This is a genomic window from Arthrospiribacter ruber, from assembly GCF_019343195.1.
Taxonomy (GTDB): Bacteria; Bacteroidota; Bacteroidia; order Cytophagales; family Cyclobacteriaceae; genus Arthrospiribacter; species Arthrospiribacter ruber.
Genome location: NZ_RPHB01000020.1, coordinates 1 through 14,371 on the forward strand (window position 1 = coordinate 1; position 14,371 = coordinate 14,371).

Below are 14,371 nucleotides of genomic sequence, written 5' to 3' on the forward strand. Positions count from 1 at the left end.
TGGAAAAAAGATTTTTACCTGCTTCCCTAAAAAAGGTCCTAAAAAACTAAGCAAAGCTGAAAAAAACCTGAGCTCGGAAATATCCAAACAGAGGGCCACTGTTATGGAAGGTGTTTTTGGAACAAACAAAAACTTTTACGGTCTGGGTAAAATCAAGGTCAAAGGGGAAAAGAGGGAGAAGCTGATGATTTTTTTTGGTATTATGACGGCCAACGCTGTTCTGATCGCTAAAAGAAGGAAAGCCAAAGAAAGTCCAACTAAGCAAAAAGCAGCCTAGAAAAGCATCCAAAAAGCAACTTTATGGGATAGGTGTGCCCATACGGAAAATCCAGGTCATTTTCATACAATACCTGACCGTTAATTGTACTTTTTCAACCCTAAATTGACTCCTGGATCAAGGGTCTTATACATAAAAAAAGAAAGTAGGATTTAGTTTCAACCCTACTTTCTAATTCCGGAGGAATTTTCCAAGAAGCCCTAAATTAGGCCGGAAAGATTGCTCGAAATATGCTCCGCGATATCGAAGTGAAAGCGAGATCCCGAAATCGAAGCGATTCGGGATAAATTGATAAATGCACTAGGTGATATAGTATCTAGCATCATGACGGATTTCTCACTGGTTCAATTCGTTGTGACGAATGGACCTATCATCAAACGTAGTTTTTAGAAAGAGAAGCCCTTAAAATTATCTTCAAACCTTCTTGTTGATATACCCTTGCAGGGCATTGACATAGCCTTCAAATGCTTCAATTCCTGTTTTAGTAATGTTGCAAGTCGTGAGGGGATAATTGTTTTTAAAGCTTTTTTTGACCTCAATATATCTCGCTTTTTTAAGTTTACTTACCTGCACACTCAGGTTTCCGGCCGTAGCTCCGGTCTTTTCCTTAATAAAAGTAAACTCCGCTTCCTTTACATTCAGCAAAATTGACATAATAGCTAATCTTAACTGATTATGAAGAAGCGGGTCTAATTCTTTAAATTTCATTTATTTTTTCCCATCATATGTGATGGCAGTACAAAGCTTAACAAAACCGCCAAAATTAGTAAGATCAATTGGTATTGAAAACCAAAAAAGAAAGCTAACCCTCCTAAAACTTTACTTCCAAATCCTCCAATCTTTAACCACCTAAACTCCAAAGCTGTTCCCGTGGCATAAGAAGCAAGTCCATATAAAATAATCATAACAGGGTATGCCTCCTCCCATCCGCGTGCAAAACCTCCCGCTACTGCTGCCAGAATCCCAAATAACATCCCTGTCCAAATGCCTGACAAAACTCTCCCCGCCCAAGTATTTGACTGTCTTTTTACTGATTTCTTTTTCAGATAAAAATAGTTGACCATACCTAAAAAAGGCATCAAAAACCAAACAAGGTAAGGATGGGCGTAACCTACGTGAAATTGAAGTAAATAATGGATAGTTCCTGCCCCAGCTACTCCATATCCCCAAAGCAGATAAAGAAACCTTTCTTCTATCACTTGATATTTTGTAGCTTCAATCATTTCTCTGATCAGCTGAATGCTTTCCGCTTCATTCCAACTTGTGCTTTCTTTCATCACTCTTGTTTTTTGGTCAATAACATTTCAAAGCTTGGATACCAGTTCTTGCCATCCGGGGAAAACTCTCCATTTTCCTTCCATCTACCTTCCTCATCCAAACTGATAAAATACCGGATCTTCCCATTAGGCAAAGGGAATCCCCATTCAAAAATTTCCGGAGAAAGCTCCTTAAAGTAGGCATTGGTCCTCTCTCCGCTTGCCAACCAACTTTGCATTTCATATTGCTGGGTCTCTGTATCAAAGGTTACCAAGGCCATAGCGTTAAAAACAAGCTCTCCTTGTTGATACCCCATCCCTTCAATCACTAATATTTGACCTCCCAACCTGAGCTGAACACTTTCGTGTTGATCGATCATTTGTACTTTCCCTGGACCGGTCATAGCCTTAGCATTTCCTTCCCACTCTCCAACTAGAAATGAAAGCTTTTCCATTGCCTCCATAGAAGTCATTTGCGCTTGAGCCTTTTGTAGAAAAAAGAGCATCAAAAAGATTGTAAGAGTATTTTTCATATATAAAGTAGTTTATATTATAAACCAAATATCAGTATTTTTTTTTTACCTACAAAACTTTTATTAAAAAAAATTCACCTATTAACCTGACTGATAAATCCTTAAAACAATTCAAGTCAAAGAAAGGAGGCATTGAGAATTGTTCAAACCTTGTTGTAACCAATTCTGCAGACCATCCAAAAAAAGTATCCGATGCAATTGAATTGTTTAAAACCACTTAAACAATGAACTGCTTTCATCATTGATCAAGCTCAAAAACTCAAACTTCAGCAACTCCCATAATTTCCAATTCCCCAATCTATTCCCATTAATTTTTCTATTTTTGCAAGCTATTAATCTAAATTTTAAAGAACTAGCTGAAAATGGCTGATTACAATCCTTCAGTAATAGAAAAAAAATGGCAGCAATACTGGGAACAAAACCAGATTTTCAATGCCCAAGTGAATCCAAACAAACCGAAATTTTATTCTTTGGATATGTTCCCCTATCCGTCCGGAGCAGGACTACATGTGGGACATCCGCTGGGCTACATTGCCTCTGATATCATCACAAGATACAAGAGACTTCAGGGATTCAATGTCCTGCACCCAATGGGTTACGATTCATTTGGACTTCCTGCAGAGCAATATGCCATACAGACAGGACAACACCCAGCCATTACAACTGAAGAAAACATCAAAAGATACACCGAGCAGCTCAAAAACATCGGTTTTGCCTTTGATTGGGACAAGGAAGTTCGCACTTCCAACCCAGACTACTATAAATGGACTCAGTGGATCTTCATGCAGCTTTTCAACAGCTATTATGATAAAACTGAAGACAAGGCCAAGAGCATCGCTTCTTTGATAGAAAAATTTGAATCTAATGGAAACGCAGGTATATCTGCAGTATGTGATGAAGATACACCTGAGTTTTCGGCAGAAGATTGGAAAGCCTTTTCTGAAAAAGAAAAGCAGGAAATGCTACTCAAATACCGCTTGACCTATTTGGCTGAGACGACTGTCAACTGGTGTGCAGCACTCGGCACTGTGCTTTCCAATGACGAAGTAAAAGATGGCTTCTCCGAAAGAGGCGGGCATCCTGTGGAGCGAAAGAAAATGATGCAGTGGTCCATGAGGATCACAGCTTATGCAGACAGGTTGCTCAAAGGGCTGGACACCGTGGACTGGAACGAACCCATCAAGGAAATGCAACGCAACTGGATCGGAAGATCTACCGGTGCCGAGATGGTCTTTCAGGTCAAAGGACAGGATAAATTGATCAAAGTATTTACTACCAGAATTGACACCATTTATGGAGTGACGTATTTGGCTTTGGCTCCTGAGCATGATTATGTCAAAGACCTGATCACAGACGATCAGCGACAAACTGCCGAGGCTTACGTTGAAGTTGCCAAAAACAGGTCTGAACGTGAAAGAATGTCAGATGTCAAAACCATTTCCGGTGCATTCACAGGTTCTTACGCCATCAACCCATTCAATGGAGAAGAAATCCAAATCTGGGTAGCAGATTACGTTTTGGCAGGCTATGGCACTGGGGCTGTGATGGCCGTTCCAGCGCATGACGAGAGAGATTATAACTTCGCAAAGCATTTTGGACTGGAGATCAGACAGGTGATCGAGGGAAGCATGGAAGAAGGATCATTTCCTGGAAAAGGAGGCACAATCATCAACTCTGACTTCCTATCAGGTTTGGAGATGAAAGCTGCGATGGACAAGGCTATAGCTTTCCTGGAAGAGAAGAAAATCGGAAAAGGCAAAATCCAGTACAGAATGCGTGACGCAATCTTCACCCGTCAGCGCTACTGGGGTGAGCCTCTACCTGTATATTTCAAAGATGGGCTGCCTTACCTGATTGAAGAAAAAGACCTGCCTTTGGTGTTGCCGGAGGTAGACAAATATTTACCAACAGAGGATGGTGAACCGCCTTTGGCAAGGGCCAAAGACTGGAACTATACCACTTCAGAAGGAACCTTCCCACTTGAGCGAAGCACCATGCCAGGTTGGGCCGGTTCAAGCTGGTATTTCTTCCGCTATATGGATCCTAAAAACGAGGAGAAATTTGTAGCCGAGGAGATTGCCAAATATTGGGGGGCTGTAGACCTGTATATTGGCGGGGCGGAACATGCTACCGGACACCTATTGTATTCCCGATTCTGGACCAAGTTCCTTTTTGATATAGGAGCTGTCTCAATAGAAGAGCCTTTCCAAAAAATGATCAACCAAGGCATGATTCAAGGAAGATCAAATTTTGTCTACAGGGTAAAAGGAAGTAATCAGTTTGTCAGCTTGGGTCTTAAAGATCAATACGAAACTTCCGCCATGCACGTGGATGTAAACATCGTACACAATGACCAATTGAACTTGGAAAAGTTCAAAGCTTGGAGACCTGATTTGGCTGATGCAACATTCATCTTGGAGGATGGTAAGTATATATGTGGGTCTGAGATAGAGAAAATGTCCAAGTCCAAATACAATGTTGTCAACCCTGATGACATCATCGAAAGATATGGAGCAGACACTTTAAGATTGTATGAAATGTTCTTAGGACCTTTGGAGCAGTTCAAACCTTGGAACACCAATGGTATCGACGGAGTATCCAAATTCCTTAAGAAACTCTGGAAACTTTATCATGACAATAATAGCAATGTTGCTATATCTGAGGACAAGCCAAGCGCAGAAGAATTGAAAACTCTGCACAAGACCATCAAGAAAACACAAGAGGACTTGGAAAATTACTCTTTCAACACCTCAGTGGCTTCCTTTATGATCTGTGTAAACGAACTGACTGCATTGAAATGCAACAAGAAAGCCATTTTGGAACCATTGGCTATTTTGGTTTCACCTTATGCACCACATATTGCAGAAGAGCTTTGGGCTATTCTTGGTCATGAAGAGTCCATCATTCATGCGACTTTCCCTGAATTCAATGAAGCTTATCTGGTAGAAAGCAGCCATGAATACCCTGTTTCTATCAATGGGAAAATGAGAGCAAAGCTCACCTTACCCTTGTCAATGAATAAGGAGGAAATTGAAAAATCTGCACTTGAGGACGAGACAGTTCAAAAATGGGTTGAAGGCAAAACGCCTAAAAAGGTGATTGTTGTACCTGGAAAAATTGTAAACATTGTAGTTTAATTCTTTATTCATAACAGTTAAGGACTACCTAATATAAAGCAATGGCTTTCAGGTAGTCCTTTCTTTTATATTTGATTTATGAACCGGTTTTTCATCAAGTTTGCTGCATTGGTTTCTTCAGGAATATTTGCCTACTCTTATTTAAGAGAGTGGTTTGGAATTGTGTTGCTAAATGAAGAAATTATTTTACAGACTGATGAAGCATTTTCTCCCTATTTTCACCGGTCTGAACAACTTTATTTGAGAGTGATTTTTATTTTCGGTCTGATTTTTCTGTCCATTTTCTCCGCAAGTGCCTATTTTACTTTTAAGAAAAAAGACAAAATGGTCATGTTGTGTTTTGTCATGAGCATGTTGGCCATTTTTGCCGTTATGGCCAATGGGGCAATAAAATAATCGTAGCTTTGTAGCTGAAAATCACAATTATGAAAATAACAGAAAAAATGATCGTAGGTCTTACCTATGAATTGAAAGTAAGCAAAGAAGAAGATGAAATCGAATCGGTTCCGTTCAGTGTGGAAGTGAGGGATGAAGAAGATCCATTTTATTTTTTATTTGGCAACAGTGGTTTACCTGCCAAGTTTGAAGAACTACTTCACGAAAAAAAACAAGGTGACAAATTCAATTTTATTCTAAAAGCTGATGAAGCTTATGGTGAAGCTGAAGAAGATATGATCATGGAGTTTCCAAAAGCACAATTTTCCTCAGCCCAAGGCTTTGAACCGGGCATGCTGGAGGAAGGAAACTTTCTTCCATTAGTGGATGAAAATGGCTACCCTATGCAGGCAAAAGTAATCAAAGATCTAGGTGAAAACATCCTATTGGACTTCAATCATCCTTTGGTAGGCTTTGATTTACATTTTGACGGTGAAGTTTTCGAAGTGAGAGAGGCCACCAATGAAGAACTTGAGCATGGTCATGTTCATGGCGAACATGGCCACGATCATTAAACACACTTTAATCCCCCTCATGAAAAGGGGGATTTCATTTTTTGAGTTCGATTTCCTTTTCAGGGTTCCATTTTAGGTAAACCCGGTCTCCAGATTTAAAAACCCTCCTTTTATCTTCTACTTTCCATATATCTCCATTGGAAAGCTTTACGGTCAATTGATTATAATGAATCAGATATTGACTTTCCTGTACTTTTGCCCTGAGTCCTTTTGACTTGTATAATTCCACATCAGAGGGTCTTATATAATGGTATTTGTTGGAAGGAACAGGATTCAAATGGCTGAATAGTTTTGCCGCATACATGCTTTTGGGCTTCATAAATATACCTTCTGCTTCCCCTTGTTGGATAATTTTCCCTTTTTGAATAATCACCAAATGATCACTCATCTGCAAGGCATCATCCAGATCATGTGTCACGAATAACACAGTCATTTCCAGTTCCCTGAAAATCTCCTTCAACTCCACTATCAATTCCCGTCTTTGTATGGTATCCAAACTGGAAAAGGGTTCATCTAGAAGCACAATGGAAGGCTCTAAACTTAATGCTCGTCCAATCGCGACTTTCTGCTGCTGTCCCCCTGAAAGTTCCCGAGGAAGCTTATCTTTCATGCTTTCCAGATTCAGAAGCTTCAATAACTGATTCAGTCTGGTTTCACGGTAATCTTTATCATACTCCAGCAAAGGTCTTGCAATATTTTCAGCTACCGTGCTGTTTGGAAAAAGCTTGTAATCCTGATAAACCAGCTGGATTTCATCGTAGCCTGGTACAAGTTTTTCTTTAGGATTTTGTACCCTTACTTCACCTAATATCACCTCCCCCGAATCTCTATTTTCCTTTCCTGCTATAATTCTCAGCAAAGTACTTTTCCCAGATCCACTTTCTCCAATCAACGAGAAAACTTCTCCTTTTGAAATCTGAAGAGAAAAATCTTCCAGAACATTTACATTGGCAGAAAATGATTTTGAAACCCTCTGTATTTTTAAAAAACTCATGCTTTGATAATCAGGTCCCTCATTTTTTTTGGCAAGCTTTCCAATACCAGGTCGTAAGAATGATCCACAAGCTCTAGTATGAACTTATCCGGCACGGTAGTATTGAATTCAACTGTGTTCCAATGTTTTTTATTCATATGATAACCCGGCAAAATACCCGGATTATCTTCCCTTAACTCTATTGCCCACTCAGGATCACACTTTAAATTGACACTTTCAAAAAGCGTGATGTCAATAATGGCAAAGATTTTACCACCGACTTTAAAACACAATGTATCCTCATCAAAAGGTGTATCTTCTACTGCACCTTTTTTAGAAAGACAATATTCTCTGAAAGAAAGTATTTCCATAAACAAGACAGGAATAAAAATTTACAAAATTTCTCTGACCTGCCTAAGTTAGATATAAAATGATTAAGCGCATCTTTTGACTGTCCAAATAATTACTGCAGCCAAAAACATCAAAATTGATATTTTGTTGATGGCATGCATGGTCCGAATATTAAAATTGGAGGGTCTACTGGGATCTGGCTTTTGAAAAACCCTGATAAAATACTGTCCTACCTCTCCAAGTTTAAAAAATTCTTTTAGTTTGTTATTTGACATTTTTTAGAAATTCTAGTGTGACAACCTGCTTCATTAACAAATAATTAAGCTTCGGGTTCATTCCACATTCCCTCTTTTTTGATAATCCCGATCAGTTCATCTACTGCTCTCTCAGAAGGCACGGATCTTTTGACCACTTCCTTACCTCTGTAGAGCGTAATTTTCCCCTTTCCAGACCCAACATAGCCAAAGTCCGCATCCGCCATCTCGCCAGGTCCATTTACAATACAGCCCATGATACCTATTTTCACTCCTTTCAGGTGATCCGTTCTTTTCCTGATCATCGCTGTAGTTTCCTGAAGATCAAAAAGTGTTCTTCCACAAGAAGGGCAAGAGATATATTCTGTTTTGGACATCCTAGTCCTTGCTGCCTGAAGTACCCCGAAGCTGATGGAATTATGTAACTTGATCTGTTCCAAATTAGCATCTCTATTCAAATCACTATAAGCCTGGCCTCCAACCATAACTCCATCGCCAAGACCATCTATCAGCAGTCCACCTACATCTGTAGCCGTATAGAGCATTGTTTTGTCATTGCTCTGTTGGCTGTAATTCACCTTTACAATGACGGGTAGCGTACAACCCTGGGACATCAAATGTATAAAAGCTCTTCTAAGGGCCGGATAGGTATGGGTATTTACTGTCTGTAAAATGATTACGAGATCCTTTCTATCTCGGATCAAAGGAATTGCTGCCTCTACTTCTGTATCTTCTAGAAGAATAAAGTTCAGTTCCTTGTGTAAGTTTTTCACTTCCTTGTATTCCGAAAAAGTCAAGAGCGGGAATTTATTCTCAATATCATTGGTCTTTTGCCAAACTCCATAATTTTGGATTTCTTTCATACCGTTGGGCAACATGAAAGGTATAGGATTTGAACCTGTAAATACAAAATCAGCCCCCTGATCGTTCATTTTCCATTTATCCAATTCAGGTAAATAGAAATGCCCGACTTGCTTCATTTCTTTAGGAGTCACTTCCTGGATGGCAGAAATATCCGCAATCACTCTTGGCACATTGCCAGCACCCAAGTTGTACACTTCTTTGGTTTCTCTTCTTTTGTATTCAAAAGGGTTGATGGGATATTGAGCGATTTCAGTGATTTGCTGATGACCTGCTCTATAAGTATACCTGTCTACCAAGGCTTGTGCTACAGGTGCTTCAAACTCCGGATCTTCTGTCAGGGAAACCCTTACTGTATCTCCTAATCCATCTTCCAAAAGGGTACCAATGCCCACAGCAGACTTGATACGTCCGTCTTCTCCATCACCTGCCTCTGTCACTCCAAGATGAAGTGGATAGGGCTTGAAATTCCCTTCCTCCAATTTCTGGACAAGCAGTCTGTAAGCTTGCACCATCACTTGGGTATTGGAAGATTTCATGGAGATAACTATGTCATAGTAGCCTTCGTCTTCACAAATCCTCAAAAATTCCAATGCCGATTCGACCATTCCCAGTGGTGTATCACCGTATCTGCTCATGATCCTATCAGACAGTGAACCGTGATTGGTACCTATCCGCATGGCCGTTCCATGCGCTTTACATATTTTGACCAAAGGCAGAAACCGTTCTTTAATTCTCTCTAATTCTTCCTGGTAGCTTTCGTCTGTATATTCTATGACTTCGAATTTCTTCTTGTCCGCATAGTTACCTGGATTAATCCGAACTTTCTCTACGATCTTGGCTGCAATCTCAGCGGCATTAGGTGTAAAATGTATATCTGCTACAAGCGGTGTATTGTAGCCTCTTTTTTTGAGTTCATCTTTGATGTTTTGTAGATTCTCAGCTTCCTTCATACTTGGGGCTGTGATCCTGATCAGTTGACAGCCACTGTCAATCATCCTGATGCATTGCTCCACTGAGCCAATGGTATCCATCGTATCCACAGTAGTCATGGATTGTACCACGATTGGGTTATCCCCACCAATGACCACATCACCTACTTTGACAGGAATGGTCTTTCTTCGGGAATAGCGCGTTAGGCTATTACAATATTTGATCTTTTCCAATAATGCTTTGGTTTCCATGTGATTTATAAATCTCCTAACTGTGGTCTGATTACTATTTCTTCAACAACTGAATTCGGTGAAAGGTTATAAGCCGCCCATACAGACTCTGCCACATCTGATGACTTCATGAACCTTTCTTCAGGAATATCCACTCCTGCCCAGCTCGCTGTCAAAGTGGCTCCGGGCAAAACCGAAGTCACTCTGATCCCATACTCCTTCAATTCTTGCCTCAAGCACTTGGTAAAACCCAACATGGCCCATTTGGAGATCGCATAACTCCCCCCATTAGCGTAGGCTGTCAACCCAGCAATAGAACCAATGGAAAAAATATATCCTGCTCTATTTTCAATCATCTCTGGTGTAAATGCCCTTGTCAAATAATATGCTGAATACAGATTGGTCTGTATCATCAATTCCAAGTTTCCTTCTGGTTCTGAATGAATGGACCCAGGGAGAAACACTCCTGTATTATTGACCAAAACATCTGGATTGCCCATTCCAGATTTTACTTTTTGGGAAAAAGCCAGTACATCTTCTTTCTTTGAGAGATCAGCTTTGATTGCCATAATTTTCTGATTTGGGTATTGTTGTGTAAAAAAATCACTCAATTCCTGTAGATCCGACTCACTTCTCGCACAAGTAGAAACATCAAAACCTTCGTGAGCAAAACGCTCAATGATGGCCCTGCCAATTCCTTTGGTTCCTCCCGTGATTAAAATATGTTTGGACATTTACTTCGTGTTTTAATAGTTAGTATGACAACTATCTAGCGTGGACAAAGTTACATTTTTTTGAAAGATTTGCGAACTTAAACGGATAATCCTCCCATAGGCAATTGTTTTGGCTTATTTTTGAAAATATGGAACAGAATCTTACTGACAAACTTGAGCTTGCGGCTAGATTTGTAAACAACACCAATAGCCCGATATTTTTGACCGGAAAGGCAGGAACCGGCAAAACCACATTTCTCCGAAAGCTTTCTGAGCTTACCTACAAAAAATTTGTAGTGGTAGCACCTACAGGAATCGCTGCACTTCACGCCAAAGGAGTTACTATACATTCACAGTTTCTGTTGCCTTTTGGCTCATTTTTACCAACCCAAGAGCCTGATGGGAATTTCGGGACAGGCGCAAGTTTTTATACCCAGCATACCCTAAGTAGAAGGCACCCTATCAATGCAGCTCGAAAGAGTGTATTGAAGTCCATAGATTTACTGATCATTGATGAAGTCAGCATGCTTAGGGCAGATGTTTTAGATGCAATAGATTTTCGCTTGAAGTCGGTAAAAAGAAACTTCAATGAACCCTTTGGGGGAATTCAGGTGCTGATGATTGGGGATTTATTTCAACTTCCTCCGATAGTAAAGGATATTGAATGGAGCACACTATCCCGGTTTTACAAAAGCATGCATTTCTTTGAGGCACATGCGCTTCACAATTCGGGAATGGTCTACTTAGAGCTGGATAAGATTTTCAGACAAAAGGATGATACTTTTATTAACATTTTAAATAATCTCCGAGAAAATAGAATCACCGATAGTGACATTAAAATTTTGAATTCCTACTTTAAAACAGAAGAGGAGACAAAAAAACTAGATGAAGTAATCACAATTACCACACACAATTACAAGGCGGAAAACATCAATAAAAATGCCCTGTCCAACCTTCCTGGTAAATCCTTCTTTTATGATGCTGAAATCAGTAAGGACTTTCCCGAAAGTCTTTATCCACTGCCAAAAGCTTTAGAATTAAAAGAAGGCGCACAGATCATGTTCATCAAGAATGATACAAGCGGCTATTCTGAGTTTTTCAATGGAAAAATGGCCAAGGTAAAAGAATTGAAAGCCGATGAAATAATAGTCACCTTCGAAGGAAGGAGAGATGGGTATAAGCTAACTAAAGAAGTATGGGAAAACAAAAAATATGTTGTAAATGAGGCTACCAAGGAGCTAGAAGAGGAGGTGGTTGGCACTTTTGAGCAATACCCGATCAAACTAGCCTGGGCAGTGACAGTACATAAAAGCCAAGGTTTGACCTTTGAAAAAGCGATAATAGATGTTGGGCAGGCTTTTGCACCGGGTCAGGTTTATGTTGCCCTAAGTAGGCTCCGCACTTTGGATGGGCTTATCCTCCGTACTAGAATTTCACCAAATGGCATTGGCAATGATTCCAATGTAGTCAATTTCACCAAAAGCACAATCAACCTTCCGCAGCCTGAAGTATTGCTCAAAGAAAAACAAAGGGCTTACGTTTACAGATTAATACAACATACTTTTGACTTTAAAGAGATCAAGGAGTCAGTAGAGCATTTCCAAAAAGACTCAGATTCAAGTTTAGAGTTTGAAGATGAGGAAATGAGAAATGCTGTTCAAAATATCAAAACTTCAATTTTTGCGGAATCAAGCTATTTAAATAGCTTTCAAAATCAGCTTTTCAGGTTATTATCAGAAAATAATCTCGAAATGCTGGAAGAAAGACTGGAAAAGGCTAAGTCTTATTATACAGAAAAACTTGAAAAAATCTTATTCGATATAATCCTTCATTCCACTGAAGTTTCTATGCTTTCTAAAACCCAAGTTTATCTGGAAAAACTTTCAGACATAGAACTATCAGTTTTTAAAAAGATCAACCAGATCCAAAAAGCATCTCATATTGCTATTTCAGTGCTGAAAAATCAGGAGGTAGGGAAATTGGCAAGTATTGACGCTGGGGTTAGTTTTAAAAGAATGGAATTAGTAGATAAAACAAAAAAAATAACGAAGGAAAATCCAAAATTCTTTAAGACCAAAACAGGTAAAAGAAAAAAAGGAGCTCCCAACATCAAACTCCAAAAAGGAGAAACTTATGACATAACCTACTCCATGAGTGACAAGGGAACTTCAATTGAAGAGATAGCTATCCAAAGAGGCTTAGCTGAATCCACTATCAGAAGCCATCTTGCAAAAGGGATATTAAATGGTAGGGTATCTATCAACAGTCATATGACCGGAGAAGAAGTAGAAAATATCTCAAACCTGATCAGAAAGTATGATTTTGATTTGGCTAAGATTCGGCAAGAACTTCCTGGTGTTTATGATTATGGAACATTAAAAATGGTTCTTTCACATATAGACTATTTAAAGAAAAGTCCCTCCCAAGAAAGCCTTAAAGATTAAATTCAAAAATTATTTAAATCTTTCAATTCCCTAATCCGGATATTTATTGAATTACAATAGAAATATAGTTGAAATATCATTGAAATATAGAATAAACTAGAGTCTAGGCATAATCCCTTATTCAGGATATTCAATGGATATTAGATAGATACTAATAGATATTGGCTGAAACTAAATGGATATTTCTAAAAGCCAACACAGCAAACCTTATCAAAAGCGAAGCTTTATCTGTGTACATCTGTGTGATCTGTGGTTCACAATCGAGCGGTTACCAGCAAAGGAGGCCATAATACTTTTAGGGTACCGCAGCTGCTTCTTCCATCAGTACTGAAAACCTGCTCCTTCCTCCTTCATCCTTCGTACATGGTACTTGGTACTATTACCCCCCTAAACACAAAAAAGCCTCCCAGTTTCCTGAAAGGCTCTATTATAATGAGGCGGCGATCCCGACATTCGGGACAGGCTCTACTCTCCCGTGCGCCGCGGCGTACCAGTACCATCTGCAGGGCCTGTCCGTCTTGGTGGAGCTTATCCGCCACACCGGACCTGGACAGGAAGATGTGGGCAAAAACAATCCTGATCAGGGCATCCAACCCTTCCCCCGGTACTCCAAACCCCAAAACCTGCTCCTTCCTCCTTCCTCCTTCATACTTGGTACTTGGTACTATTACCCCCCATCCCCTAAAACACAAAAAAGCCTCCCAGTTTCCTGAAAGGCTCTATAATAATGAGGCGGCGATCCCGACACTCGGGACAGGCTCTGCTCTCCCGTGCGCCGCGGCGTACCAGTACCATCGGCGCTGCAGGGCCTGTCCGCCTTGGTGGAGCTTATCCGCCACGGCGGAGCGGAACCGGAAGAGGTGGACCAAAAACAATCCTGATCAGGGCATCCAACCCTTCCCCCGGTACTGTAAACCCCAATACCCACTCTTCGCCTCTTTGTACTTCGTACTTCGTACATGGTACTTGGTACTATTACTCCTAAACACAAAAAAGCCTCCCAGTTTCCTGAAAGGCTCTATAATAATGAGGCGGCGATCCCGACATTCGGGACAGGCTCTACTCTCCCGTGCGCCGCGGCACACCTATCGGCGCTGCAGGGCTATTCACCTATCTTAGCTTATACTTGCTTTTTTCAGCTCAATCCCCTCAAAAAAAATCTTTGGAACAATCTCCTTTCATACATGCCCCAATATCCCCTTTAGCCATATATCAACTTTATTTCGCATCGGCATATTTCCACCTTATTTCACTTTCTATCTTTCACAATAAATCCAAGCCCCTATAAACGCCAAAAGCCCCCCAGTTTCCTGAAAGGCTCTATAATAATGGGGCGGCGACCTACTCTCCCGGGTGTAACCCCAGTACCATCGGCGCTGCAGGGCTTAACTTCTCTGTTCGGGATGGGAAGAGGTGGAACCCCTGCGCGAGGCCGCCATGTCTTGCTGTAACAGGTACA

The 14,371-nt window shown here is 40.4% G+C and carries 14 protein-coding genes, 1 rRNA gene and 1 pseudogene; 6 read left to right on the forward strand and 10 right to left on the reverse strand.

What is annotated here, in order from left to right:
* Positions 1–277, forward strand: a pseudogene (locus EGN73_RS22370) (transposase); the annotation flags it as partial.
* A gap of 414 nt (positions 278–691) precedes the next feature.
* Here EGN73_RS22370 and EGN73_RS22375 read toward each other — a convergent pair.
* From EGN73_RS22375 to EGN73_RS22385, 3 genes are read right to left on the reverse strand one after another with little or no spacing between them, the layout of a single operon-like run.
* Positions 692–985 (reverse strand): winged helix-turn-helix domain-containing protein, encoded by a 294-nt coding sequence (locus EGN73_RS22375; RefSeq protein ID WP_219294398.1) that lies wholly within the window; start codon positions 983–985, stop codon positions 692–694.
* On the reverse strand, positions 982–1,554 hold the full coding sequence (locus tag EGN73_RS22380; RefSeq protein WP_219294400.1) for a hypothetical protein: 573 nt from the start codon (positions 1,552–1,554) through the stop codon (positions 982–984). Before EGN73_RS22380 ends, EGN73_RS22375 begins: the two co-directional genes overlap by 4 nt.
* Positions 1,554–2,066, reverse strand: a complete 513-nt coding sequence (locus EGN73_RS22385) for a DUF1579 family protein (protein ID WP_219294402.1) — start codon at positions 2,064–2,066, stop codon at positions 1,554–1,556. Before EGN73_RS22385 ends, EGN73_RS22380 begins: the two co-directional genes overlap by 1 nt.
* A gap of 362 nt (positions 2,067–2,428) precedes the next feature.
* On the opposite strand from EGN73_RS22385, the gene leuS reads away from it, so the two are divergent.
* From leuS to EGN73_RS22400, 3 genes are all read left to right on the forward strand, one after another.
* Positions 2,429–5,203 carry a leucine--tRNA ligase gene (gene leuS / locus EGN73_RS22390; RefSeq protein ID WP_219294404.1) on the forward strand — a complete coding sequence of 925 codons (2,775 nt, stop codon included), beginning with the start codon at positions 2,429–2,431 and terminating at the stop codon, positions 5,201–5,203.
* Positions 5,204–5,281: 78 nt separating this feature from the next.
* Positions 5,282–5,599, forward strand: coding sequence for a hypothetical protein (locus EGN73_RS22395; RefSeq protein ID WP_219294405.1), 318 nt, complete (start codon positions 5,282–5,284; stop codon positions 5,597–5,599).
* A gap of 29 nt (positions 5,600–5,628) precedes the next feature.
* Positions 5,629–6,153: an FKBP-type peptidyl-prolyl cis-trans isomerase gene (locus tag EGN73_RS22400; protein ID WP_219294407.1), complete on the forward strand. Its 525-nt coding sequence runs from the start codon at positions 5,629–5,631 to the stop codon at positions 6,151–6,153.
* 34 nt (positions 6,154–6,187) lie between these two features.
* Here the strand turns inward: EGN73_RS22400 and EGN73_RS22405 are convergent, their stop codons facing one another.
* The 5 genes from EGN73_RS22405 to EGN73_RS22425 all read right to left on the reverse strand — a co-directional run bounded on the left by EGN73_RS22405 (position 6,188) and on the right by EGN73_RS22425 (position 10,489).
* Positions 6,188–7,147, reverse strand: coding sequence for an ABC transporter ATP-binding protein (locus tag EGN73_RS22405; RefSeq protein ID WP_219294409.1), 960 nt, complete (start codon positions 7,145–7,147; stop codon positions 6,188–6,190).
* Positions 7,144–7,497, reverse strand: a complete 354-nt coding sequence (locus tag EGN73_RS22410; protein ID WP_219294411.1) for an MmcQ/YjbR family DNA-binding protein — start codon at positions 7,495–7,497, stop codon at positions 7,144–7,146. Before EGN73_RS22410 ends, EGN73_RS22405 begins: the two co-directional genes overlap by 4 nt.
* Positions 7,498–7,560: 63 nt before the next feature.
* Positions 7,561–7,752, reverse strand: a complete 192-nt coding sequence (locus EGN73_RS22415; RefSeq protein ID WP_219294414.1) for a DUF6728 family protein — start codon at positions 7,750–7,752, stop codon at positions 7,561–7,563.
* Between the two features lie 44 nt (positions 7,753–7,796).
* Positions 7,797–9,776 carry a (E)-4-hydroxy-3-methylbut-2-enyl-diphosphate synthase gene (ispG, locus tag EGN73_RS22420; protein WP_219294416.1) on the reverse strand — a complete coding sequence of 660 codons (1,980 nt, stop codon included), beginning with the start codon at positions 9,774–9,776 and terminating at the stop codon, positions 7,797–7,799.
* Positions 9,777–9,781: 5 nt separating this feature from the next.
* Positions 9,782–10,489, reverse strand: a complete 708-nt coding sequence (locus EGN73_RS22425; RefSeq protein ID WP_219294419.1) for an SDR family oxidoreductase — start codon at positions 10,487–10,489, stop codon at positions 9,782–9,784.
* 128 nt (positions 10,490–10,617) lie between these two features.
* On the opposite strand from EGN73_RS22425, the gene EGN73_RS22430 reads away from it, so the two are divergent.
* A complete protein-coding gene (locus EGN73_RS22430) occupies positions 10,618–12,912 on the forward strand; it encodes a helix-turn-helix domain-containing protein (RefSeq protein ID WP_219294421.1) in 2,295 nt (764 codons plus the stop codon).
* Positions 12,913–13,262: 350 nt separating this feature from the next.
* Here EGN73_RS22430 and EGN73_RS22435 read toward each other — a convergent pair whose 3' ends face one another.
* Positions 13,263–13,604, reverse strand: coding sequence for a hypothetical protein (locus EGN73_RS22435; protein ID WP_219294422.1), 342 nt, complete (start codon positions 13,602–13,604; stop codon positions 13,263–13,265).
* Between the two features lie 35 nt (positions 13,605–13,639).
* Between EGN73_RS22435 and EGN73_RS22440 the strand changes: the two genes are divergently transcribed.
* Entirely contained in the window at positions 13,640–13,897 is a 258-nt protein-coding gene (locus EGN73_RS22440; protein ID WP_219293766.1) for a hypothetical protein, read from the forward strand.
* A 343-nt stretch (positions 13,898–14,240) separates the two neighbouring features.
* On the opposite strand, the gene rrf is transcribed toward EGN73_RS22440, so the two are convergent.
* A 5S ribosomal RNA gene (gene rrf / locus EGN73_RS22445) occupies positions 14,241–14,352 on the reverse strand.
* Between the last annotated feature and the right edge of the window lie 19 nt (positions 14,353–14,371).

Coding starts and splice junctions, on each gene's coding strand:
- EGN73_RS22415 (WP_219294414.1), bottom strand. CDS start 7,752: ATGTCAAATAACAAACTAAAAGAATTTTTTAAACTTGGAGAGGTAGGA.
- EGN73_RS22430 (WP_219294421.1), top strand. CDS start 10,618: ATGGAACAGAATCTTACTGACAAACTTGAGCTTGCGGCTAGATTTGTA.
- ispG (WP_219294416.1), bottom strand. CDS start 9,776: ATGGAAACCAAAGCATTATTGGAAAAGATCAAATATTGTAATAGCCTA.
- EGN73_RS22400 (WP_219294407.1), top strand. CDS start 5,629: ATGAAAATAACAGAAAAAATGATCGTAGGTCTTACCTATGAATTGAAA.
- EGN73_RS22375 (WP_219294398.1), bottom strand. CDS start 985: ATGAAATTTAAAGAATTAGACCCGCTTCTTCATAATCAGTTAAGATTA.
- EGN73_RS22405 (WP_219294409.1), bottom strand. CDS start 7,147: ATGAGTTTTTTAAAAATACAGAGGGTTTCAAAATCATTTTCTGCCAAT.
- EGN73_RS22410 (WP_219294411.1), bottom strand. CDS start 7,497: ATGGAAATACTTTCTTTCAGAGAATATTGTCTTTCTAAAAAAGGTGCA.
- EGN73_RS22395 (WP_219294405.1), top strand. CDS start 5,282: ATGAACCGGTTTTTCATCAAGTTTGCTGCATTGGTTTCTTCAGGAATA.
- EGN73_RS22440 (WP_219293766.1), top strand. CDS start 13,640: ATGAGGCGGCGATCCCGACACTCGGGACAGGCTCTGCTCTCCCGTGCG.
- leuS (WP_219294404.1), top strand. CDS start 2,429: ATGGCTGATTACAATCCTTCAGTAATAGAAAAAAAATGGCAGCAATAC.
- EGN73_RS22385 (WP_219294402.1), bottom strand. CDS start 2,066: ATGAAAAATACTCTTACAATCTTTTTGATGCTCTTTTTTCTACAAAAG.
- EGN73_RS22380 (WP_219294400.1), bottom strand. CDS start 1,554: ATGAAAGAAAGCACAAGTTGGAATGAAGCGGAAAGCATTCAGCTGATC.
- EGN73_RS22425 (WP_219294419.1), bottom strand. CDS start 10,489: ATGTCCAAACATATTTTAATCACGGGAGGAACCAAAGGAATTGGCAGG.